Here is a 21697-nt window from a genome sequence, read left to right as displayed (position 1 = left end):
GGCAGCCGCTGTGATCGTTTCCCTCTAGGTTAGTGCGAGCGCGTTGGACGTCATATCGACCAGATGGGTTAAACGGTTCAGGCGGGATGCTGGGCCGCCGCATCGTTGCGCCGCCGCTCAAGGTTGCAGTAGACATCGGCCGCCACCAGCCCGAACAGCGCATGGGCGAACAGGCTTTCCCAGCCGCGGGCCTCGTCGAACCAGTTCAGGTAGCGCCCGAGCACGTAGAAATTGACCAGGTACACCAGTGCGCCGAACACGATGCCGACGAGCGAGGCCAGGCCCAGGCTGGAATCCAGCCGGAACGACGACAGGATCAGGGCCAGCCCCGCCGCCAGGATGATGGACAAGCCGAAGTGCACCGTACCCGCGGCCAGCACGACGGTCCAGTTGAAGGCATCCGCCGACAGCGCCTCGCGCCCCAGGATGATGGCCGCGACCATTTTCACGGTCCCCCAGGCGCCCTGGTACAGCAGGAAGCGCGCGGTCAGCAATTCCAGCACCATGTAGACCGCGCCGGCAATCAGCCCCGCCAGCACCGCTGCCCGCCAGTCGGGCCGGCAGCGGACATAGCGATGCGATTCCAGATGGAGTTCCATGGCAGTCTCCTTGCGAGATCCGGCCCGACAAGGCCGTACGAGTTAGTTCTAGCTCATATGAGGCAAATACCAAGCCGTCCGGACTTCATAAAGTCGTGCTTTGAGCACATTGATTGCCGGCCCGCAACGAAGGTGCAACCGACGAAGTGGCCATGCTGCAACTGCGTACGTGGTACAATGTTGCAGTAGCCCCCGGGGTGTCCGAGCATCCCTGTAACCGGGCGTTCTCACCAGCGCGCTCTTGCGAGCGAACAGCAGCCGCCGGCGCGGGCCATCCGCGACGACAACAAACTGGCGAACCACCGGGTACACCTGCCCGCCTGCTCCGCGAAGCACACGGTCTCTCCGGCCGTCAGCGGCAAGGTAATCGCCCAAGCTATCCGCGCCCGTCGGGCAATACCGCTGACACCGAGCAATCAGGCGCCACGCGCCGCAGTCCGCGTGAGCCTGCCCCGAACAACCCCAAGGCGCGGTTCGCCGCAATGGCGACATGTGCCGCGGTTCCGCTCCGTACCGGGCGAACCGAACCGGATTTTTGATAACGCAACCATGCAGCCTTCGCGGGCTGCCGAAAAGGAAGACAGATTGGCTAAGGAAGAACTCATTGAATTTGGCGGCGTGGTGTCGGAAGCCCTGCCTGACAACCGCTATCGTGTCACGCTGGAAAACGGCGTCGAAATCTGGGCATACGCTTCGGGCAAGATGCAGAAGCACCGCATCCGTATCCTGGCCGGCGACCGTGTCACCCTGGAAATGTCGCCCTACGACCTGACCAAGGGACGCATCAACTTCCGCCACAAGTCCTGAGTTTCCGAGCGGCCCCGGCGACACCGCATTCGCGCCTGTCGCCCGCGCCGCTGCCGTTGTGCGCCGACGCGCTGTCACGCCGCTGACACCGCGCCCGGACACACTTGCGGGCTGCCCGACCGGCAGCCTGTTTTCGTTTACGCGTCGCCAGCACCAGGCATGCCGCTACCGGCGGAACGGGCAAGCTGGCGCTTGCGCCGGTCGGGCCGCTTCACCATACTCGAACCACCGCCATCGCCCAGCCCGACATGAACCTGATCCTGTGGCGCCACGCCGAAGCCGAAGACCTCCCCAATGCGCTCAGCCTGAGCCGCCATGCCGACCTGCAGCGCCCGCTGACGCGCCGCGGCCGCAAGCAGGCAGAGGTCTCTGCCAAATGGCTGCGCGCGCATCTGCCGGCCGATACCCGCGTATTGTGCAGCCCCGCCTTGCGCACCCGTGAAACCGCGGCGGCGCTGACCAGCGAGCCTGAAATCGTCGATGCCCTGGCACCCGGCGCCGATGTCAGCGCCGTGCTTGCCGCCATCGAATGGCCGGAGCGCCCCGAGCATGTGGTAGTGGTCGGGCACCAGCCATGGATCGGCCGCGTCGCCAGCCTGTTGCTGGCCGGCTCTGAGATGAACTGGAGCGTGCGCAAGAGCGGCATCTGGTGGCTGACCGGCCGCACGCGCGAGAGCGAGGCCCAGACCGTGCTGCGCGCAGTCATCAACCCCGAGTTCCTCTGAGCCCTGCCTGCGGCCTTGCTGGCGCCGGCTGACGGCGCCTGGCCCGTCCTGGCCCGCCAAAATCAGAAATGGCTGATGGCGGGCGGAATTCCCTGCCACTAAAGTGACCGAGGCGCTACTTTCGGCGTCGCTTGCAGGTGTCACGGAGATTCCCCATGCATGACCCCGCCGCTCGCCAGATTGCTGGCGAGGACCGCAATACGCTGCCCGGTGCGCCACTGGAAACATCCCGGCGCCCCGCCCTGGCTAACGCCGTCACGGAACCGTCATCGCCGGGTCACGGCAATGTCACCCGCCCTCACTACATTGCATCGCAACAGTTTCGTCACCAAAAGGACATACTGATGCGAGATCTGCCGACGCCCACCCAGCCGCTCTTCGACTCTCTGCCCAATGGCCTTGGCGGCCAGACGGCGCGGAGGCGTCTTCATCGCCAATCAGATACACCGGCAAATGAGTCGCCTGTTCTCAGCGTGGCGTGGGCGCGCCACCAGGACGAAGTAGTCGAAGCCCAGCGCCTGCGCTACAAGGTCTTTGCCGAGGAGATGGGCGCACGCCTGACGTCCTCGGTGCCGGAGCTGGACATCGACATGTTCGATGCCTACTGCGACCACCTGATCGTGCGCGACCTGACCACGCTGCGCGTGGTCGGCACCTACCGCGTGCTGCCGCCGCACCAGGCCAAGCGCCTGGGCTGCCTGTACGCGGAATCGGAATTCGACCTGGTGCGCCTGGCCCACCTGCGCCCCAAGATGCTGGAGCTGGGCCGCTCGTGCGTGCACCGCGACTACCGTTCCGGCAGCGTCATCATGGCGCTGTGGGGCGGGCTGGGCGAGTACCTGCAGCGCTGGGGCATCGAGTCGATGCTCGGCTGCGCCAGCGTGCCGATGAGCGACGGCGGCCACTACGCGGCCAGCCTGCACCGGTTGTTCAGCGAGCGCTCGCTGGCGCCGATCGAATACCATGCCTTCCCGCGCCTGCCGCTGCCGGTGGAAGACCTGAACCAGCAACTGGACGTCGAGCCGCCTGCGCTGATCAAGGGCTATCTGCGCCTGGGCGCGAAGATCTGCGGCCAGCCGGCGTGGGATCCGGACTTCAACGTGGCGGACTTCCTCACGCTGCTGCGCGTGAACGACATGAACCCGCGCTACGCCCGCCACTTCCTGGGCCTGAACAACGGCGCCTGAGCGGCGTCCCGCCACCCCCCTTCCTTCTGCGGCCGCCTCATCGGCGGCCGCCCCTCCCTGCTCAGTCGTATATCACCTTGTAGCGCTTGCCGATCCGCTGCCATTCGTCAGCTTCCTGCGCCAGGCTGTACTCGATCAGCGGATTGGCCTCGATCCACACCTTCGGCAAGCGCACCGTAAAGCCTTCATCCAGCGCTTCGGTCAGCTGGCTTACGCGGATATCGGGCAAGCCCACGTCCGAGCGGCGGCGGCACAGCACAAAGGCCAGGCGCAGGCTGAACAGCATGCGCCAGTCGACAAACTTGCCGCTGCCAGACAGCTTGCCGAGCTTGCCCGCATGGCCCAGCAACAGCGTCGCCAGCCGCGCCTGGTCGGTCTTGGAGAAGCCCGGCATGTCGGCATGCGTGGCGATATAGGCCGAATGCTTGTGGTAGCCGCTGTGCGAGATCGACATGCCGATCTCATGCAGGCTGGCGGCCCAGCCCAGTAGCGCCAGGTTGTCCTCGCGCCGTTCGTTGGCCGGCTCCGGAAACTGTGACAGCAGCGTCTGCGCGGCGCGGCGCACCCGGCTGGACTGGGCCCGGTCCACGCCATAGCGGCGCATGAACTGGTCCACCGTGACCGTGCGCATGTCCTCGTGGTGGCTGCGTCCGAGCAGGTCGTACAGCACGCCCAGCCGCAGCGCGCCGTCGGTCACGTCCATGCGCTCGATATCGAGTTCGGCAAATACGCCCAGCATGATCGAGAGCCCGCCCGGCAGCACCGGGATGCGGTCCGCCTTGAGGCCGGTCAGCTTGACGCGGTTGGTGTTCTCGGCCTTGATCAGCGCGCGCTTGAGGCGCTCCAGCCCTTCGCGCGTGATGCCGTGCTCGGAGGTGCTGTCGTTCATGCCGTTCAGCTCGATCAGCTCGGCCAGCGCGCGCGCGGTACCCGACGAGCCCACCGCCTGCTGCCATCCCGCGGCACGGTACTGGCGCACCAGCACCTGGATTTCGCGGCGCGCGGCCAGCTCGGCCTGCTTCATCGCGTATTCATCCACGTTGCCGCTGGGGAAGAACTGCCGGCTGTGCGATACGCAGCCGATGTACAGGCTTTCCATCAGCTTGGACTGGTAGCCGCTGCCGATGATGAACTCGGTCGAGCCGCCGCCGATATCGACCACCAGGCGGTTGCCCTGGCAGGCCGGTGCATCGTGCGAGGCCCCGAGGTAGATCAGCCGCGCTTCTTCGCGCCCGGCGATCACCTCGATCGGGAAGCCAAGCGCGCTTTCGGCCTCGATCAGGAATTCGGAGGCGTTCTTGGCCACGCGCAGGGTGTTGGTGGCCACGGCGCGCACCTGGCCCGGCGCGAACTCGCGCAGGCGGTCGCCGAAGCGCCGCAGCGCATCGATGCCGCGTCGCCGCGCGGGCTGGTCCAGGTATTTGTCGGGGGTCAGGCCGGCTGCCAGCCGGACCGGCTCGCGCAGCGCATCAACCTGGAAGATCTGGCTGGCCGGGCCATTGGCCGTGGGGGTCTCGTCCACCCGCCCGATCATCAGGCGGAAGCTGTTCGAACCCATATCGACGGCGGCCAGCAGGCGTGGAGTGTTGTTCATCGTGTGCTTGGAGGGCTGATTCGCGTTGGCGTTGCGTGGCGCGGCAGGCGCAATCTGGTACCTTGGCCCGCCGGCGTTCGCGCCCGGGCAAAATATGTCGTTGTCATGTCTGCATCATGACAAAATCAAACTGTCATAAAAGTGACACGCATTTATGAAAAAGTCGCCACATTACCAAAAGAAGGCCATGCTCATGTCGACGACTCCGTCCAGTACGCTGCTCAACCGCGAACTGGGCATCCTGGAATTCAATGCCCGCGTGCTGGCGCAAGCCGCGGACCCGAAGATCCCGCTGCTGGAGCGGCTGAAATTCATCTGCATCGTGTCCAGCAATCTGGACGAGTTCTTTGAAATCCGCATGGCGGGCCTGAAGGAACAGATGCGCGACAACGCGTCGGGCCTGACGCCGGATGGCCTCTCGTTCCAGCAGACCTACCAGCTTGTCACCGAGCGCACGCAACGGCTTGTGGCTTCGCAGTATGACATGCTGCAGAACACCATTTTTCCACTACTTGAAAAAGAAGGGGTCTTTTTCCACCTGACCACCACCTGGACCGACGCCCAGCGCGAATGGGCGCGCGAGTTCTTCCAGCGCGAACTGGCGCCGGTGCTGACGCCGATCGCACTGGACCCGGCCCACCCCTTTCCCCGCGTGCTCAACAAGAGCCTGAACTTCGTGGTGGAGCTGTCCGGCAAGGACGCCTTCGGGCGCGACGCCGACCTGGCCATCGTGCAGGCGCCGCGGGCGCTGCCGCGCGTGGTCAAGATGCCGGAAAAGCTGTCAGGCTACCCGTACGGCTTCGTGATGCTGTCGTCGTTCATGCAGGGCTTCGTGCATGAACTGTTCCCCGCCATCGCCGTGCACGGCTGCTTCCAGTTCCGCGTCACGCGCAACTCCGACCTGTTCGTCTCCGAGGACGAGATCACCGACCTGCGCGAGGCGCTGCAGGGTGAACTGCCCACGCGCCATTTCGGCGACACGGTGCGGCTGGAAGTCTCGTCCGACACCCCCGCCCCACTGGCGCGCCGGCTCCTGCTGGAATCGGGCCTGTCGGAGCAGGACCTGTACCGGGTTTCCGGCCCGGTGAACCTGGTGCGGCTGATGCAGATCCCCGACATGGTCGACCGGCCCGCACTGAAGTTCGCGCCGTACCTGCCGGCCCCGGTCAAGGTCTTTTCCAGCGGCGCGTCGATGTTCGACGTCATGCGCCAGCAAGACGTGCTGCTGCACCATCCCTACGAGAGCTTCAGTTCCGTGCTCGACCTGCTGCAGCTGGCGGCGGCCGACCCCAACGTGGTCGCAATCAAGCAGACGGTCTACCGCACCGGCAACGAATCGCTGGTGATGGAAGCGCTGATGACCGCCGCGCGCAATGGCAAGGAAGTGACGGTGGTGGTCGAGCTGCTGGCGCGCTTTGACGAGGAAACCAATATCAACTGGGCCGAGCGCCTGGAGTCCGCCGGCGCCCACGTGATCTACGGCGTGGTCGGCCACAAATGCCACGCCAAGATGCTGCTGATCGTGCGGCGCGAGCCCACCGGCCCCAAGGCCAAGCAGGTCAAGCTGCGGCGCTACGCCCACCTTGGCACCGGCAATTACCATCCGCGCACTGCCCGGCTCTATACCGACTTCGGCCTGCTGACGGCCGACGAGGCGATCTGCGAAGACGTGCACCATGTGTTCCAGCTGCTGACCGGCACCGCCGGCACCATCCGGCTGAACCACCTGTGGCAGTCGCCCTTCACCATGCAGAGCAACCTGGTTGACCATATCCGTGCCGAGGCCCGCAACGCGCGCGCCGGCAAGCCCGCGCGCATCATCGCCAAGATGAACGCGCTGCTGGAACCGTCAATCATCGACGAGCTGTACAAGGCCTCGCGCGCGGGGGTGAAGATAGACCTGATCGTGCGCGGCGTATGCGCGCTGATGCCGGGCGTGCCGGGCATGTCCGAGAACATCTCGGTGCGCTCGATCATCGGGCGCTTCCTGGAACACCACCGGGTCTACTACTTCCGCGCCGGCGGCGAGGAGGTGCTGTACCTGTCCAGCGCCGACTGGATGGACCGCAACCTGTTCCGGCGCGTGGAAGTCGCCTTCCCGGTGCTGGACAAGACGCTGAAGGCGCGCGTCATCAAGGAAAGCCTGCAGGTGCACCTGCGCGACAACGCCTCGGCGTGGATCATGCAGCCGGACGGCAACTATGAGCGCAAGCAGACGCGTTCCAAGCATCCGCATGTGAGCCAGAACGATATGCTGGTGCTGTTCGGCGGCACGCCCTGAGGGACACCTCGCAGGCAAACAAAAACCCCGCCAAGGCGGTAATGCCGTTCAGTTAAGAGCTGAACGGCATTTTTGTATGTAGCGTCAGAGGAAGTTGTAAACGCTGCGCCGAAGTGTTAACTTTCGGGCGCGATGCTTTCCAGTCACCTGACCTTCCTGCTCGAAGCGCAACAGCCGGCCGACTTGAGTCGGCTCGCCGAGCATCTTCCGTACGAGTGGATCGAGCGCGCGGTAGACGCGACGGGAACGGCAAGTATCCGTCGCCGTCGATTGCCCGCTGAACAGGTGGTCTGGCTGGTGATTGCGCTGGCGATGTACCGCCATTGGTCGATCAGCGAAGTGCTCGACAATCTGGAACTGGCCCCGCCTGACGAGGTGGCGCCGTTCGTCAGCAAGAGCGCGGCGACGCAAGCCCGCCAGCGCGTTGGCGAGGCGCCGCTGGCCTGGCTGTTCGAACGAACAGCGCGCGCCTGGAGTCTGCAGGACGCCAGCGACTACGCCCTCAAGGGACTCAGCCTGTGGGCGATGGATGGCACGACGCTACGCACAGCCGACAGCCCTGCCAACCGCGAGCACTTTGGCGCCCAAGCTTACGCTCGCAGGGTCGCCAGCTATCCGCAGGTGCGCATGGTGACGCTGACTGCGATCCCCACGCACCTGGTGGCAGGTGCCAGCTTCGGTCGCTATGACAGCAATGAGATGGTGTACGCCAAAGGCTTGTTGCCGCAGATACCGGATGATTCGCTGACGGTATTCGACAAAGGCTTCCTGGCTGCCGAGATCCTGTGCGGTCTGACGATGGGCGGGCACAACCGCCACTTCCTGATTCCGGCCAAGTCCAACACGCGCTGGGAGGTGACGGCCGGCACGGCCGAGGACGCCACGGTACGCATGCGTGTCTCGCCGCAGGCACGCAAGAAGTGTCCGGCGCTGCCGGAGTTCTGGCAGGCGCGGGCAATCCGAACGATCGATGCACGCGGACGTAGCCGAATTCTGCTGACGTCGCTGCTCGATCGCCGACGCTTCAAACCTGCTGACATCGTCGCCAGTTACGAGCGGCGCTGGCAGATCGAAACGAGCTACCGGGAACTGAAGCAGTCGATGCTCGGCATGGAGCTGACCCTGCGTAGCCGAACCGTCGATGGGGTATGCCAGGAAATCTGGGGCGCCTTGATCGCCTACAACCTGATTCGTCGCGAGATGGCCAGCGCTGCCCGAGAAGCGAAGCTTGTGCCGACCGACATGAGCTTCGTGCGCGCCTTCCATGTCATCCAGCACGAGATGATGTGGGCAGCTGTCACGCCAGCCTACGCGAAATTGCCCGCCTGCCTGCAGCGCCTACGCGAGCGCCTAAAGTCGCTGCCCAATGTGAAACGACCCGGCCGCTCATGCGACCGGGTCGTCAAGTCCCGCCCTTCACGCTATGCCGTTCGCTTCCTCAATAGGGACCTTAACTGAACGGCATTACCGCCAAGGCGGGGTTTTTGTTTGGGCTCAGGCGGCGCGCCGCGACGTATCCGGCGCCTCTGGCGGTAACGTGGGGCCCGCGCCTGGCGCTGGCGTGTCCGCGCCCTCGCCAGCAAAACGCAGGCTGCGCTCGAGCGGGAAGATCACACGGAACACGCTGCCCCGGCCTACTTCGCTGGTCACACGCAGATCCGCATGGTGGCGCGACAGCACGTGCTTGACGATGGCCAGCCCCAGCCCGGTGCCGCCGGTATCGCGCGAGCGGCTGCGGTCTACGCGGTAGAAGCGTTCGGTCAGCCGGGGGATATGCTCGGGCGCGATGCCCAGGCCGGTGTCGGCCACCGAAAACACCGCGTGGCCGTCTTCCCAGGCCAGCCTGATGGTGATGCGCCCGCCGTCAGGCGTGTAGCGCACCGCGTTCGACACCAGGTTGCCCAGCGCCGACAGCAATTCAGTCTCGGCGCCGCGCATGCCCACGGTCGGGTCGACCTCGGCCGCGACCTGGTGCCGGCCCTGCGACAGGGCTTCGGCGTCGTGGGTCAGGTGCGCCACCATCGCGCGGATCGGCACGATGTCATTGCCGGGCGGCTGGGCATCGCTTTCCAGCTTGGCCAGGGCCAGCAAGTCTTCGACGATGCTCTGCATGCGCACCGACTGCGCCAGCATCATGTCGATGTAGCGGCGCCGGTCGTCTTCCGATACCGGCAGGTCACGCACGGTTTCGAGGAAGCCGGTCAGCACCGTCAGTGGCGTCTTCAGTTCATGCGAGACATTGGCGACGAAGTCGCGCCGCATCGCCTCGGTGTTCTCGAGCTTGGTGATGTCCTGCGTGATCACCAGCTTGCGGTTATCGCCATAGGGCAGGATCTGCACCGCGATCACGCTGTGCTTGTGCTCGCCCATGTCGCGCATCACCAGCGGATCGTCGAAACGCTGCCGCGTCAGGTAGTGGACGAACTCGGGGCGGCGGATCAGGTGGGTGATGCGCTGGCGCACGTCGCGCCGCGCGTTCAGGCCGAAATGCTGCTCGGCGACGTCGTTGCACCACTCGATCTGGTCGACGTCATCCAGCATCAGAACGCCGTTGGGCGAAGCCTGGATGGCCTGGATAAAGCGCGTATGCTGCTGCTCGACCTGCAGCACCTGGGTGCGCCAGCGCTTGACCAGCCGGTGCAGTCGGTAATACACCTCGCCCCAGAGGCCGAGCGCACTGGGGATCTCGCCGTAGACCGGCGCGTCCAGCACTTTCCACAGGCGGTTGATCTGGTACAGGTAGTAGGCCAGCAGCCCGAACAGCGAGACGCAGGCCAGCGCCAGCCCCGGGACCGGGCCCACGGCCAGGTAGATACCGGCGGACAGCACCAGCAGGATGATCAGGATGGCCGCGGAACGGGCCCAGATGACGTTCATGCGCAGGGTTCAGGCTCGCAGCCGGCCAAGGGATGCCGGCTGCAGGATTGCGACGGAGTGTGCCACGATTTCGCCGCGCCCTGCCAGCAGCGTGGGCCTGGCCGGCGCCTCAGGCGCCGGGCGTGCGCGCCAGCCGGTAGCCGCTGCCGCGTACGGTTTCGATCATATTGCTGTAGCCGCCGGGGGTCAGCGCGGCGCGCAGGCGCTTGATATGGACGTCGACGGTACGCTCCTCGACAAAGACATGATCGCCCCAGACCTGGTCGAGCAATTGCGACCGGCTGTGCACGCGCTCCGGATGCGTCATCAGGAAGTGTAGCAGGCGGAACTCGGTGGGGCCCAGGTCCAGCTTGATCGGGCCGCTGTCGTCCTGGCCGGTGACACGATGCGTGGCCGGGTCCAGCCGCAGGCCGTTGATGGCCACCACGTCGTCGGTCAGCTGCGGCGCACGGCGGCGCAAGACGGCCTTGATCCGCGCCAGCAGTTCCTTGGGCGAGAACGGCTTGGTGACGTAGTCGTCAGCGCCGGCTTCCAGCCCCATCACCTTGTCCTGCTCTTCGCCGCGCGCGGTCAGCATGATGATGGGGATCTGGCGGGTGCGGTCGTTGGCCCGCAACTCCTTGGCGAAGTTCGCGCCCGACTTGCCCGGGAGCATCCAGTCCAGCAGCACCAGGTCGGGCAGCACGTCGCTCATCAGCGACAGCGCCTGCTCGGCGTTGTAGGCCCGGATCGGATAGTGCCCCGCGTGCTGCAGGTTCACGGCGATCAGCTCGGCGATCGCCGGTTCGTCTTCGACAACGAGAATACTGCTTGGCATGTGTATTGTTCTCCGTGGGCGGCTGAGTTCAGCTCAGCGCTTCGCGCTCCATGTCCTCGCGCGAGACATGGCGGACGTCCGTCCCCTTGACTATGTAAATGATGAATTCGGCGATGTTCTTGGCGTGATCGCCAATGCGCTCCACGGCCTTGGCGATAAACAGGAAATCCAGCGCGACCGAGATGGTGCGCGGGTCTTCCATCATGTATGTGATCAGCTTGCGCACGAAGCCGCGGAATTCCTCGTCGATGGCCTTGTCGTCCTTGACGATGCGGGCCGCCGCCACGGTATCCAGGCGGGCAAAGGCGTCCAGCGCCTGGCGCAGCAGCGAGATCGCCATCTCGCCCGAGAGCTTGACCTCGGCGTAGTTGATGCTGTGCGCCGACGCGTCTTCCATGATGTGCTTGGTGCGCTTGGCGATCTTCTCGGCCTCGTCGCCGGCACGTTCCAGGTTGGTGATGGTCTTGGAGATGGCCATCACCAGGCGCAGGTCGCGCGCGGTCGGCTGGCGCCGGGCAATGATGTTGCCGCAGTCGGCATCGATCTCGACTTCCAGCGCGTTGAGCTGCACCTCGCGGGCGATGACCTGGTCGGCGGTCTCGCCGTCGAAGTCAGCCAGCGCACGCATGGCGAGCTCGATCTGCGACTCGACCAGCCCGCCCATCTGCAGCAGCTTGGTGTTGATCGCGTTAAGGTCTGCGTCGAACTGGGTCGACAGGTGCTTGTCAGTCATGGAATTCTCCTGGCCGCCTATGGATATGCTACGCCCTGCGGGAACAATCAGCCCGAATCAGCCAAAGCGGCCGGTAATGTAGTCTTCCGTTTCCTTGCGGTGCGGCTTGATGAAGATTTTTTCGGTCTCGCCAAACTCGATCAGCTCGCCCAGGTACATATAGGCGGTGTAGTCCGAGCAGCGCGCGGCCTGCTGCATGTTGTGCGTGACGATGACCACGGTGTACTCGTCCTTCAGTTCCGCGATCAGCTCCTCGATGCGGCCGGTGGAGATCGGGTCCAGCGCCGAGCACGGTTCGTCCAGCAGCAGCACTTCGGGGCGGATGGCGATGCCGCGCGCGATGCACAGGCGCTGCTGCTGACCGCCGGACAGGCCGTAGCCGGACTGGTGCAGCTTGTCCTTGGCCTCGTTCCACAGCGCAGCCTTGGTCAGCGCCCACTCCACGCGATCGTCCATCTCCGAGCGCGACAGCTTCTCGAACAGGCGCACGCCGAAGGCAATGTTGTCGTAGATCGACATCGGGAACGGCGTCGGCTTCTGGAACACCATGCCGACCTTGGCGCGCAGCAGGGCGATGTCCTGGCGCGCGGTCAGCAGGTTGTCGCCGTCCATGTTGATCTCACCCTCGGCGCGCTGCTCGGGATAGAGCGCGTACATCTTGTTGAAGGTGCGCAGCAACGTCGACTTGCCGCAGCCCGACGGCCCGATGAAGGCCGTGACCTTGCGGTCCGGGATCGACATGTTGATGTCTTTCAGCGCATGGAACTGGCCGTAGTAGAAGTTCAGGTTGCGCACATCGATCTTGGCGCGTACCGAATCGGGAATGTCGATGACGGTGGAGGTCATTGCGTTCTCTCGCTTGCAGTCTTTTGGGCGGGGCGGATCAGCGGCCGCGCCGGTTATTTCTTGAACAGGATGCGCGCCAGGATATTCAGGGCCAGCACGCCGATCGTAATCAGGAACACACCCGCCCAGGCCAGCTGCTGCCATTCGGTGAACGGGCTCATGGCAAAGCGGAAGATCGTCACCGGCAGATTGGCCATCGGCTTGTTCAGGTCGCTGGTCCAGAACTGGTTGGACAGCGCGGTGAACAGCAGCGGCGCGGTCTCGCCGGCGATACGGGCCACGGCCAGCAATACGCCGGTCACAATCCCCGCGTAGGATGACTTCACCGTGATCGACAGCACCATCTTCCACTTGGGCGTGCCGAGTGCGAAGGCGGCCTCGCGCAGCGCGTTGGGCACCAGGTTCAGCATGTTCTCAGTGGTGCGCACCACGATCGGCACCTGCAGCAGTGCCAGCGCGCAGATCCCGGCCCAGCCAGAGAAGTGGCCCATGCGGGTCACCACCAGCGCATAGACAAAGAGGCCGATCACGATCGACGGCGCCGACAGCAGGATGTCGTTGATAAAGCGGATAAAGCTGGCCAGCGCCGAGCTCTTGCCATATTCGGCTAGGTAAATGCCTGCCAGGATGCCCAGCGGCGTGCCGCACAGCGTGGCCATGCCAACCATCACGAAGCTGCCGAAGATGGCGTTGGCCAGGCCGCCGCCGGCGGTATTGGGCGCCGGCGTCATCTGCGTGAACAGGTCCAGCGACAGGCCGCCCACGCCCAGCGTGACGGTGGTCCACAGGATCCACGCCAGCCAGAACAGGCCGAAGCCCATCGCCACCAGCGAGGCGGTCAGCGCATACAGGTTGGTGCGGCGGCGGCGCGCCTGCAGTCTGGTGCGGATGGCATCCGCATCAGGGCGGACCGCCGGGATCGATGCAGTAGACACGGCGTGACTCACGTGGCTCATTTGGTTCCCTCATTCTTTGCCAGTCGCAGCAGCAGCAACTTGGACAGCGCCAGGACGACGAAGGTAATGAAGAACAGGATCAGGCCCAGCTCCATCAGCGCGGCGGTGTGCAGGCCGGCGCCGGCTTCGGCAAATTCGTTGGCGAGCGCCGAGGTGATGCTGTTGCCCGGCGAGAACAGCGAGGCGCTGTCCAGCAGGTTGGTGTTGCCGATCACGAAGGTGACGGCCATGGTCTCGCCCAGCGCGCGGCCCAGGCCCAGCATCACGCCGCCGATCACGCCGGCGCGGGTGTAGGGCAGCACCACGTTCCACATCACTTCCCAGGTGGTGCAGCCCACGCCGTAGGCGGATTCCTTGAGCAGCACCGGGGTAACTTCGAACACGTCGCGCATCACCGAAGCGATATACGGGATGATCATGATCGCCAGGATCACGCCCGCGCACAGCAGGCCGATACCCAGCGGCGCGCCCTGGAACAGCTTGCCGATCACCGGCAGCTGGCCCACCGTGGCGGCCAGGGGCTTCTGGAAATACTCGCCGAAGATCGGCGCGAACACGAGCAGGCCCCACATGCCGTAGACAATCGACGGCACCGCGGCCAGCAGTTCGATGGCGGTGCCCAGCGGGCGGCGCAGCCAGGCCGGCGACAGCTCGGTCAGGAACAGCGCGATGCCGAAGCTGACCGGCACCGCGATGATCAGCGCGATCAGCGAGGTCACGATGGTGCCGTAGATGGGCACCAGCGCACCGTAGACATCAGCGGGAGGATCCCATTCCGCAGTCCACAGGAAGCGCGCGCCGAAAGTCTGGATGGAAGGCCAGGCGCTGATCGCCAGCGAAACGATGATGCCGCCCAGCAGCAGCAGCGTCACGATGGCGGCGCCACGCGTCAGGCCGCCGAACAGGATGTCGCCAAGCCTGCTGGGGGGCTGCACGTTGCGGAACTCGGAGGGGGTAGTCGCCATGTCGGGAATTCAGGGGGGTCGCCGCTCCCGCCTGGGCGGAAGCCCGGTGTCCGGGCCAGTTTCGGGCTGCCCGGACACCGGCCCCGCACGCAGCGGGGCCGGCGATACCGTCAGATCAGTACAGCGCCTTGCCCGAGGCGTCCTTGACGCTGGTCTTCCAGGTCGAACGGATCTGGTTCACGACGCTTTCCGGCAGCGGCACATAGTCCAGGTCGGAGGCCATGTTGGCGCCGCTCTTGTAGGCCCAGTCGAAGAACTTCAGCACTTCGGCGCCCTGCGCGGGCTTTTCCTGGTGCTTGTGGACCAGGATGAAGGTGGCGCCGGCGATCGGCCATGCGGTCTTGCCCGGCTGGTTGGTCAGGATCTGGTAGTAGGTCTTGCTCCAGTCCGCACCGGCGGCGGCGGCCTTGAAGGCGTCATCGCCCGGCTGCACGACGGCACCCGAAGCATTCTTCATGTTCAGGTGGGTCATCTTGTTCTGCTTGGCATAGGCGTACTCAACGTAGCCGATGGCGCCGTTCAGGCGCTGCACGAAGGCGGCCACGCCTTCATTGCCCTTGCCGCCGGTGCCGCCGCCCGGCCAGTTGACCGTGGTGCCCTCGCCCACCGAGTTCTTCCAGTCCGGGCTGACCTTGGACAGGTAGTTGGTGAAGATGAAGGTCGTGCCCGAACCGTCGGCACGGCGCACCGGCAGGATGTCCTGGTTCGGCAGCTTGGCGTGCGGGTTCAGCGCCTTGATCGCGGGATCATCCCACTTCTTGATCTTGCCCAGGTAGATGTTGGCCAGCACTTCACCCGTGATGGTCAGCTCGCCCGGCTTCACGCCCTGCAGGTTGATCACCGGCACCACGCCGCCGATCACGGTCGGGAACTGGACCAGGCCCTGCTTGTTCAGGTCTTCGTCCTTCAGCGGCGCGTCCGAGGCACCGAAATCGACCGTCTTGGCGCCGATCTGCTTGATCCCGCCCGACGAGCCGATGGATTGATAGTTGACCTTGTTACCCGTTGCTTTTTGGTATGCGTCGGCCCACTTGGAATACACGGGCGCCGGGAAAGAAGCGCCTGCACCAGTAATTTCCGCCGCGAACGCAGTACCCGCCACCACCATCGAAACGATGCCTGCCACGGCAGTCTTGACCAGCTTCATATGTCCTCCAGAGAACATTGGTTGGGAATGACAAATTTTTGACAAGACGAACTCTATGCTCCCTGTATGACAATTCCGTGACATCTTTAAATCTTCTTGAAACCCGCCTCCAGCAAGGGTTCGTCGTCGCCATGCGCCTGTCATGCCACCGAAATATGACGGCGGTTAATTGCGTTAACGGACAAAAAAACGCCGGGACGAACCCGGCGTTCCTGGCAAGGATGGGCCGTATCAGGCGCCCAGCGCGTCCGCCAGCGTCCTGGCCGCGCGCTCGGCCATTTCGGCCTGTTCGGCCTCGACCATCACACGCACCACCGGCTCGGTGCCGGAGGCACGGATCAGCACCCGGCCGCGGCCTTCCAGTTCCGGCTCCACCGCCGCGCGTGCCGCCTGCAGGCCGGCATGGGTCTGCCAGTCGAAGCCCTTCTGCACGCGCACATTGATCAGCGTCTGCGGGAACAGCTTCACGCCGTCGAGCAGCTGCGCCAGCGTCTTGCCGCTGCGGCGCAGCGCGCCCAGCACCTGCAGCGCCGACACGATGCCGTCGCCAGTGCTGTGGCGGTCCAGGCACAGCAGGTGGCCAGAGCCCTCCCCGCCCAGCGTCCAGTTGCGCTTGTTCAGCTCTTCCAGCACATAGCGGTCGCCCACCTTGGCGCGCACGAATTCCACGCCCTGGCGCTTGAGCGCCAGTTCCACCGCCATATTGGTCATCAGCGTGCCGACGGCGCCCGGCACCGCCTGGCCGGCGGCCTGGCGGTCACGCACGATCAGATACAGCAGCTCGTCGCCGTTGTAGAGGCGGCCATCCGCATCCACCACCTGCAGGCGGTCGGCATCGCCGTCGAAGGCCAGGCCCAGGTCGGCGCCATTGGCCCTGACCGCCTCGATCAGCTTCTCCGGCGCAGTCGCGCCATAGCCGGCGTTGATATTGCGGCCGTCCGGCTGGTTGCCGATCGCCACCACGTCGGCGCCCAGTTCATGGAACACCGGCGGCGCGATGTGATAGGCCGCGCCGTGGGCGCAGTCGACCACCAGCTTCAGGCCATGCAGGTCCTGTTCATACGGGAAGGTGCTCTTGCAGAATTCGATATAGCGGCCGGCGGCATCGTCGATGCGGCGGGCGCGGCCCAGGTCGTCGGACGGCGCGCACACCATCGGCTCGTCGATGGCAGCCTCGATCGCGGCCTCGACCGCGTCGGGCAGCTTGTCGCCGTTGGCCGAGAAGAACTTGATGCCGTTGTCGTAGTAGGGATTGTGGCTGGCCGAGATCACCACGCCAGCGGACAGCCGCAGCGCCCGCGTCAGATAAGCGATGCCCGGCGTCGGCAGCGGGCCGGTCAGCAGCACATGCACGCCCGCCGAGGTAAAACCGGCTTCCAGTGCGGCTTCCAGCATATAGCCGGAAATGCGCGTGTCCTTGCCGATCAGCACGGTCGGCTTGCCCTGCCCGGTCTTCGCGCCGTAGGCCAGCACCTTGCCGGCGGCATGACCCAGCCGCATCACGAAATCCGGTGTGATCGGTGCCTCGCCGACCTTGCCCCGCACGCCATCTGTCCCGAAATACTTGCGCGTCATTCGCTGTTTCCTTCTCTGTTCTGTGTTCTATGTTCTGTAATCGTCGTGCCGCCCGGCTGTGCTGGCTGGCTTCCAGGTTCAGCCCGCGCCGACGGATTCGTTGCGCACGGCCCACCAGGTCTTCACGGCGTCCACGGTCTGCTCCACATCGTGCACACGGACAATGAACGCACCGCGCTCCACCGCGCAGACCGCCGCGGCAATGCTGGCGGCTACGCGCTGCTGCGGCGGCCGGCCACCGAGGATCGCGCCGAGCGTCGATTTGCGCGAGATACCCGCCAGCACCGGAAGGCCCGCCAGCGCCAGCCGCGGCAATTGTCCGAGCAGGCGCAGATTATGATCCGGCGTCTTGCCGAAGCCAAACCCCGGATCGAGGGATATGCGCGCGGCGTCGATGCCGGCAGCGCGCAGCACATCGATGCGTTCGGCCAGGAACCGCGCCACCTCGGCGACCACGTCGTCGTAGTGCGGATCCTCCTGCATGGTCTGCGGGTCGCGCTGCATATGCATCACGCACAGGCCCGCCTGCCCCGCCGCCACGGCCTCGACCGCGCCCGGCATGCGAAACCCCCAGATATCGTTGATGAGATCGGCGCCGGCCGCAAGCGCGGCGCGCATGACCTCGGGCTTGTAGGTATCGATCGACAGCGGCTTGCCGCAGTCGCGCAGCGCTTCCACCACCGGGATCACGCGCGCCAGTTCATCTTCCAGCGGCAGCGCCGCCGAACCGGGCCGGCTCGATTCGCCGCCGATGTCGATGATGTCCACGCCCTCGGCGATCATCTGTTCGGCATGGCGCAGCGCGGTGTCGCGGCTGGCGTGCTGGCCGCCATCGGAAAAGGAATCAGGCGTGACGTTGAGAATGCCCATCACCAGCGGGCGCTGGCCCAGGGCAAAGCGGAAACGGCCGCACTGGAAATACCGGGTCTGAGAAGTCTGCTGCAAGGTAGGAATGCTTGAATCAATCCGGGCACGAAGGTGCCGCGCAAAAGGAAAAGCCGGTGCACCAGGCACCGGCTTCAGGGACAGATACTACTCAGCCATCATGACAGCGTCGTCAGTGGGACGATCGCAGGATCAGGCCGTCGCGGGCGCGTTGGTCGGCGCCACCGGCGAGCCGCCCGAAGGCGTGCTGCCGCCACCGTTCGGGCCCGACGCGCTGCGCGGCGGGCGCGGCGGCTTGCCGGCCATGATGTCGTTGACCTGGTCGGCATCGATGGTTTCCCATTCCATCAGCGCGTTAGTCATGGCCTCGACCTTGTCGCGGTTCTCTTCGAGCAGGCGCTTGGCCAGCGCATATTGCTCGTCGATGATGCGGCGGATCTCGGCGTCGACCTTCTGCTGCGTGGCTTCCGACACGGTCTTCGACGACAGCTTGCCGAACATGCCGTCCTGCTCGGTATCCACGTACACCATGGCACCCAGCGAATCGCTCATGCCGAAGCGGGTCACCATATCGCGGGCGATCTTGGTGGCGCGCTCGAAGTCGTTGGAAGCGCCCGTGCTCATGGCGTTGAGGAAGACCTCTTCCGCCGCGCGGCCGCCGAAGAGGATGGCAACCTCTTCCAGCATGCTGTCCTTGTACTTCGAATACTTGTCATGCTCCGGCAGCTGCCAGGTCACGCCCAGCGCCCAGCCACGCGGCATGATGGTGACCTTGTGCACCGGGTCGGCCTTGGGCAGCAGCTTGGCCACCACCGCATGGCCCGACTCGTGGTAAGCCGTGGCCCGGCGCTCTTCCTCGCGCATGACCGTCGACTTGCGCTCCGGACCCATGTAGATCTTGTCCTTGGCGTCCTCGAAGTCCTGCATGTCGACCACGCGCTTGTTGCGGCGGGCGGCAAACAGCGCGGCCTCGTTGACCAGGTTGGCCAGGTCGGCGCCCGAGAAGCCCGGGGTACCACGTGCGATCACCGAAGCGTCGACGTCGTTGCCGATCGGCACCTTGCGCATATGGACCTTCAGGATCTGCTCGCGGCCGCGGATGTCCGGCAGGCCCACGTAGACCTGGCGGTCGAAGCGGCCCGGACGCAGCAGCGCCTTGTCCAGCACGTCGGCACGGTTGGTCGCGGCGATCACGATCACGCCCGAGTTGGCCTCGAAGCCGTCCATCTCGACCAGCATCTGGTTCAGGGTCTGCTCGCGCTCGTCGTTGCCGCCGCCCATGCCGGCGCCACGATGGCGGCCGACCGCGTCGATTTCATCGATGAAGACGATGCAGGGCGCCTGCTTCTTGGCGTTTTCGAACATGTCGCGCACGCGGGCCGCGCCCACGCCGACGAACATTTCGACAAAGTCAGAGCCCGAGATGCTGAAGAACGGCACCTTGGCCTCGCCGGCGATGGCACGCGCAAGCAGCGTCTTGCCGGTACCCGGAGGGCCGACCAGCAGCACGCCGCGCGGAATGCGCCCGCCCAGCTTCTGGAATTTCTGCGGGTCCTTGAGGAAGTCGACCAGCTCGACCACTTCTTCCTTGGACTCGTCGCAGCCGGCCACGTCCTGGAACGTGACGGCGTTCTGGTTCTCGTCGATCAGGCGCGCACGCGACTTGCCGAATGAGAATGCGCCGCCTTTTCCGCCCCCCTGCATCTGGCGCATCATGTAGAACCAGAACACGATGATCAGCAGGGTCGGTCCGAGGTAATACAGGGCCTGGACCAGCACGTTGGGTTCGTCGTCCGCCTTGCCGGTCACCTGGACGCCGTACTTCATCAGGTCGCCGACCATCCAGATGTCGCCCGGCGAGATGATGGTGTACTTGGCGCCTTCCTTGGGCGAGACCACCAGGTTGCGGCCCTGCACGTCAACACGCGACACCTTGCCGTTCTTGGCGTCATCCATGAACTGCGAATAGGTGACGCTGTCCTGCGCACGGGGCTTGTCGAACTGCTTGAAGACGGTAAACAACACCAGCGCGATCACGAGCCAGATTGCCGCCTTTTGAAACAGGTTGTTATTCAAGGCCGAACTCCTTTGCAATTGCCTTGCCAACGGATAGCTGCATTGTAATGCAGTGCCCGCCCTCGAGGGGAAACAGAGAAACTATGATGCCGATAGCACCGGGTGGGGGCACTTTCCCCTACATTTCCGCTTCCGCCATGGCTTATATCGAGATCGGTCAATCCACCGCCTTGAGGTAGCGCCCAAGGATAAAGGTCTCGGAAGACTTGTCACGCGACGCCTTGGGCTTGCGCTTCGCGACCACTTTGAAGTGCCGTTTGAACTTTTCCACGATCTGGCTATAGCCGCTCCCGTGGAAACACTTTACCAGCAATGCCCCCTCGGGCTTAAGGTGGGCCTGCGCAAATTCCAGCGCCAGGTCGCACAGGTACTCGATCCGGGCAGCGTCGGCGAAGGCCACACCGGACAAGTTGGGGGCCATGTCGGACAAAACAAGATCGATCTTGTTGCCCCCGGACGCGTCCAGCACCACACTTTCCAGCTCGCGGAAAACCGATTCCTCACGGAAATCGCCCTGAATGAAAGTGACGTCGGCGACAGGTTCCATCGGCAGCAGGTCAATCGCCACCACGGCGCCGTCAATCTTGCCGTCCTTGGCCCGGGGCGAGTCCGCCAGCTTGTTGCGGGCGTACTGGCTCCAGCTGCCGGGCGCCGCACCCAGGTCCACGATTACCTGGCCCGGACGGATCAGCTTGTCCTGCTCGTCGATCTCCTTGAGCTTGTAGGCCGCGCGGGCGCGATAGCCCTCGCGCTGCGCCATTTTCACGTACGGATCGTTGATGTGGTCGTGCAGCCACGAATGGTTGAACTTGTTTTTTGCCATGCCAGATACCAGCCTGTTCCCTGCCTCCGGCCGCTGCTCAGTGCCGCGCACGAAGGTTTTCCTACTGTTTTGATGATTTTGCTGCCCGACAGTGCCGGATTGACGGATAATACGCGCCAATCCGCATCCCGACCGCCGGCGCGCCTTGATCAGCCACCGGCTTGCCGCCTCCGGCGGCCGTCGGCAGCCTGTTTTTGCCCGACCCGCCGTGTCACGACCGGCGCGGGCTGCAGCGCCCGATTTTCCAGCGCCCAGCGCTCTATCACTATTTCAAGCGCCTAATACCAGCGCCAACCTATGCCCGCTCTACAACTAGTCCCTGCCCAGCGCTCTGACCTGCGCTCCCGTGCCCATGCCCTGAACCCGGTCGTGATGGTCGGCGCCGAAGGCCTGACCCGTGCCGTGCTGGCCGAGATCGACCGCAGCCTCGCTGCCCACGACCTGATCAAGATCCGCGTGTTCGGCGACGACCGCGAAGCGCGCATCGCCATCTACGAAGAAATCTGCGACCAGCTCAGCGCCGCGCCGATCCAGCATATCGGCAAGCTGCTGGTGGTCTGGCGTCCGGGCGAAGCCCGCCTGAAGGAAAACCAGGCGGAAGACCTCGGCCGCCACACTCCCGCCCGCCGCGGCGGCGCTGCCCCGCGCACGGTGACGGTGAAGAAGCCCAGCGCCGCGCCGAACCGCCGCCCGACCCGCAAGGAAGTCACGGTGCTTGGCAACGAGCGCGTCACCGCCGGCGGCAATGTGAAGCGCTCGCGCGCCCGCCCGACCAGCCAGAAGAAGAAGGCACTGGGCTGAACG

19 protein-coding genes are annotated in these 21697 nt (G+C 65.0%); 6 read left to right on the top strand and 13 right to left on the bottom strand.

Annotation, left to right across the window (positions count from 1 at the left end; translation table 11 throughout):
* Window positions 1-77 precede the first annotated feature (77 nt).
* Window positions 78-599, bottom strand: a complete 522-nt coding sequence (locus ACZ5MJ_RS05605) for a hypothetical protein (protein WP_464222830.1) — start codon at window positions 597-599, stop codon at window positions 78-80.
* 585 nt (window positions 600-1184) lie between these two features.
* On the opposite strand from ACZ5MJ_RS05605, the gene infA reads away from it, so the two are divergent.
* The 3 genes from infA to ACZ5MJ_RS05590 all read left to right on the top strand — a co-directional run bounded on the left by infA (window position 1185) and on the right by ACZ5MJ_RS05590 (window position 3318).
* Window positions 1185-1406, top strand: a complete 222-nt coding sequence (infA, locus tag ACZ5MJ_RS05600) for a translation initiation factor IF-1 (RefSeq protein WP_008641674.1) — start codon at window positions 1185-1187, stop codon at window positions 1404-1406.
* A 248-nt stretch (window positions 1407-1654) separates the two neighbouring features.
* Complete coding sequence (locus ACZ5MJ_RS05595; RefSeq protein ID WP_464222829.1) at window positions 1655-2131, top strand: SixA phosphatase family protein; 477 nt, start codon at window positions 1655-1657, stop codon at window positions 2129-2131.
* 344 nt (window positions 2132-2475) lie between these two features.
* Window positions 2476-3318: a GNAT family N-acetyltransferase gene (locus ACZ5MJ_RS05590; protein ID WP_464222828.1), complete on the top strand. Its 843-nt coding sequence runs from the start codon at window positions 2476-2478 to the stop codon at window positions 3316-3318.
* Between the two features lie 61 nt (window positions 3319-3379).
* Here the strand turns inward: ACZ5MJ_RS05590 and ppx are convergent, their stop codons facing one another.
* Window positions 3380-4912 (bottom strand): exopolyphosphatase, encoded by a 1533-nt coding sequence (gene ppx, locus ACZ5MJ_RS05585; RefSeq protein WP_464222827.1) that lies wholly within the window; start codon window positions 4910-4912, stop codon window positions 3380-3382.
* 154 nt (window positions 4913-5066) lie between these two features.
* Between ppx and ppk1 the strand changes: the two genes are divergently transcribed.
* Complete coding sequence (ppk1, locus tag ACZ5MJ_RS05580; RefSeq protein ID WP_464222826.1) at window positions 5067-7193, top strand: polyphosphate kinase 1; 2127 nt, start codon at window positions 5067-5069, stop codon at window positions 7191-7193.
* Between the two features lie 132 nt (window positions 7194-7325).
* Window positions 7326-8651: an IS4 family transposase gene (locus ACZ5MJ_RS05575; RefSeq protein WP_464222825.1), complete on the top strand. Its 1326-nt coding sequence runs from the start codon at window positions 7326-7328 to the stop codon at window positions 8649-8651.
* Window positions 8652-8687: 36 nt separating this feature from the next.
* On the opposite strand, the gene phoR is transcribed toward ACZ5MJ_RS05575, so the two are convergent.
* From phoR to ACZ5MJ_RS05520, 11 genes are all read right to left on the bottom strand, one after another.
* Entirely contained in the window at window positions 8688-10070 is a 1383-nt protein-coding gene (gene phoR, locus ACZ5MJ_RS05570; protein ID WP_464222824.1) for a phosphate regulon sensor histidine kinase PhoR, read from the bottom strand.
* Window positions 10071-10179: 109 nt separating this feature from the next.
* Window positions 10180-10887 (bottom strand): phosphate regulon transcriptional regulator PhoB, encoded by a 708-nt coding sequence (gene phoB / locus ACZ5MJ_RS05565; RefSeq protein ID WP_022535813.1) that lies wholly within the window; start codon window positions 10885-10887, stop codon window positions 10180-10182.
* Between the two features lie 28 nt (window positions 10888-10915).
* The gene (gene phoU / locus ACZ5MJ_RS05560) at window positions 10916-11620 is read right to left on the bottom strand and encodes a phosphate signaling complex protein PhoU (protein ID WP_464222822.1); all 705 of its coding nucleotides are present in this window, start codon (window positions 11618-11620) and stop codon (window positions 10916-10918) included.
* 57 nt (window positions 11621-11677) lie between these two features.
* A complete protein-coding gene (gene pstB, locus ACZ5MJ_RS05555; RefSeq protein ID WP_010814309.1) occupies window positions 11678-12466 on the bottom strand; it encodes a phosphate ABC transporter ATP-binding protein PstB in 789 nt (262 codons plus the stop codon).
* Between the two features lie 53 nt (window positions 12467-12519).
* Window positions 12520-13422 carry a phosphate ABC transporter permease PstA gene (gene pstA / locus ACZ5MJ_RS05550; RefSeq protein WP_464222821.1) on the bottom strand — a complete coding sequence of 301 codons (903 nt, stop codon included), beginning with the start codon at window positions 13420-13422 and terminating at the stop codon, window positions 12520-12522.
* Window positions 13419-14387: a phosphate ABC transporter permease PstC gene (gene pstC / locus ACZ5MJ_RS05545; protein ID WP_432257533.1), complete on the bottom strand. Its 969-nt coding sequence runs from the start codon at window positions 14385-14387 to the stop codon at window positions 13419-13421. The genes pstA and pstC overlap by 4 nt, the downstream gene beginning before the upstream one ends.
* Window positions 14388-14502: 115 nt before the next feature.
* Window positions 14503-15534, bottom strand: a complete 1032-nt coding sequence (gene pstS / locus ACZ5MJ_RS05540) for a phosphate ABC transporter substrate-binding protein PstS (protein ID WP_464222820.1) — start codon at window positions 15532-15534, stop codon at window positions 14503-14505.
* 231 nt (window positions 15535-15765) lie between these two features.
* Window positions 15766-17109, bottom strand: a complete 1344-nt coding sequence (gene glmM, locus ACZ5MJ_RS05535) for a phosphoglucosamine mutase (protein ID WP_464222819.1) — start codon at window positions 17107-17109, stop codon at window positions 15766-15768.
* A 78-nt stretch (window positions 17110-17187) separates the two neighbouring features.
* On the bottom strand, window positions 17188-18054 hold the full coding sequence (gene folP, locus ACZ5MJ_RS05530; protein WP_464222818.1) for a dihydropteroate synthase: 867 nt from the start codon (window positions 18052-18054) through the stop codon (window positions 17188-17190).
* Between the two features lie 132 nt (window positions 18055-18186).
* Window positions 18187-20070 carry an ATP-dependent zinc metalloprotease FtsH gene (gene ftsH / locus ACZ5MJ_RS05525; protein WP_012353229.1) on the bottom strand — a complete coding sequence of 628 codons (1884 nt, stop codon included), beginning with the start codon at window positions 20068-20070 and terminating at the stop codon, window positions 18187-18189.
* Window positions 20071-20227: 157 nt separating this feature from the next.
* A complete protein-coding gene (locus ACZ5MJ_RS05520) occupies window positions 20228-20893 on the bottom strand; it encodes an RlmE family RNA methyltransferase (protein ID WP_464223663.1) in 666 nt (221 codons plus the stop codon).
* A gap of 297 nt (window positions 20894-21190) precedes the next feature.
* On the opposite strand from ACZ5MJ_RS05520, the gene ACZ5MJ_RS05515 reads away from it, so the two are divergent.
* A complete protein-coding gene (locus ACZ5MJ_RS05515; RefSeq protein WP_018007828.1) occupies window positions 21191-21694 on the top strand; it encodes a YhbY family RNA-binding protein in 504 nt (167 codons plus the stop codon).
* Window positions 21695-21697: the final 3 nt, after the last annotated feature.

It is taken from the genome of Cupriavidus sp. LA-1 (assembly GCF_055385985.1).
Note: the sequence above shows the minus strand (reverse complement) of the source record. Positions and strands in the feature narration are given on the sequence as shown.

What these genes read in the sequence shown, in the direction of transcription:
- phoR (WP_464222824.1), bottom strand. Translation starts at nt 10,070, where the DNA reads ATGAACGTCATCTGGGCCCGTTCCGCGGCCATCCTGATCATCCTGCTG.
- pstB (WP_010814309.1), bottom strand. Translation starts at nt 12,466, where the DNA reads ATGACCTCCACCGTCATCGACATTCCCGATTCGGTACGCGCCAAGATC.
- phoB (WP_022535813.1), bottom strand. Translation starts at nt 10,887, where the DNA reads ATGCCAAGCAGTATTCTCGTTGTCGAAGACGAACCGGCGATCGCCGAG.
- ppk1 (WP_464222826.1), top strand. Translation starts at nt 5,067, where the DNA reads ATGAAAAAGTCGCCACATTACCAAAAGAAGGCCATGCTCATGTCGACG.
- ACZ5MJ_RS05515 (WP_018007828.1), top strand. Translation starts at nt 21,191, where the DNA reads ATGCCCGCTCTACAACTAGTCCCTGCCCAGCGCTCTGACCTGCGCTCC.
- ACZ5MJ_RS05595 (WP_464222829.1), top strand. Translation starts at nt 1,655, where the DNA reads ATGAACCTGATCCTGTGGCGCCACGCCGAAGCCGAAGACCTCCCCAAT.
- pstA (WP_464222821.1), bottom strand. Translation starts at nt 13,422, where the DNA reads ATGAGCCACGTGAGTCACGCCGTGTCTACTGCATCGATCCCGGCGGTC.
- pstS (WP_464222820.1), bottom strand. Translation starts at nt 15,534, where the DNA reads ATGAAGCTGGTCAAGACTGCCGTGGCAGGCATCGTTTCGATGGTGGTG.
- ACZ5MJ_RS05575 (WP_464222825.1), top strand. Translation starts at nt 7,326, where the DNA reads ATGCTTTCCAGTCACCTGACCTTCCTGCTCGAAGCGCAACAGCCGGCC.
- pstC (WP_432257533.1), bottom strand. Translation starts at nt 14,387, where the DNA reads ATGGCGACTACCCCCTCCGAGTTCCGCAACGTGCAGCCCCCCAGCAGG.
- ACZ5MJ_RS05605 (WP_464222830.1), bottom strand. Translation starts at nt 599, where the DNA reads ATGGAACTCCATCTGGAATCGCATCGCTATGTCCGCTGCCGGCCCGAC.
- glmM (WP_464222819.1), bottom strand. Translation starts at nt 17,109, where the DNA reads ATGACGCGCAAGTATTTCGGGACAGATGGCGTGCGGGGCAAGGTCGGC.
- ACZ5MJ_RS05520 (WP_464223663.1), bottom strand. Translation starts at nt 20,893, where the DNA reads ATGGCAAAAAACAAGTTCAACCATTCGTGGCTGCACGACCACATCAAC.
- ACZ5MJ_RS05590 (WP_464222828.1), top strand. Translation starts at nt 2,476, where the DNA reads ATGCGAGATCTGCCGACGCCCACCCAGCCGCTCTTCGACTCTCTGCCC.
- ppx (WP_464222827.1), bottom strand. Translation starts at nt 4,912, where the DNA reads ATGAACAACACTCCACGCCTGCTGGCCGCCGTCGATATGGGTTCGAAC.
- phoU (WP_464222822.1), bottom strand. Translation starts at nt 11,620, where the DNA reads ATGACTGACAAGCACCTGTCGACCCAGTTCGACGCAGACCTTAACGCG.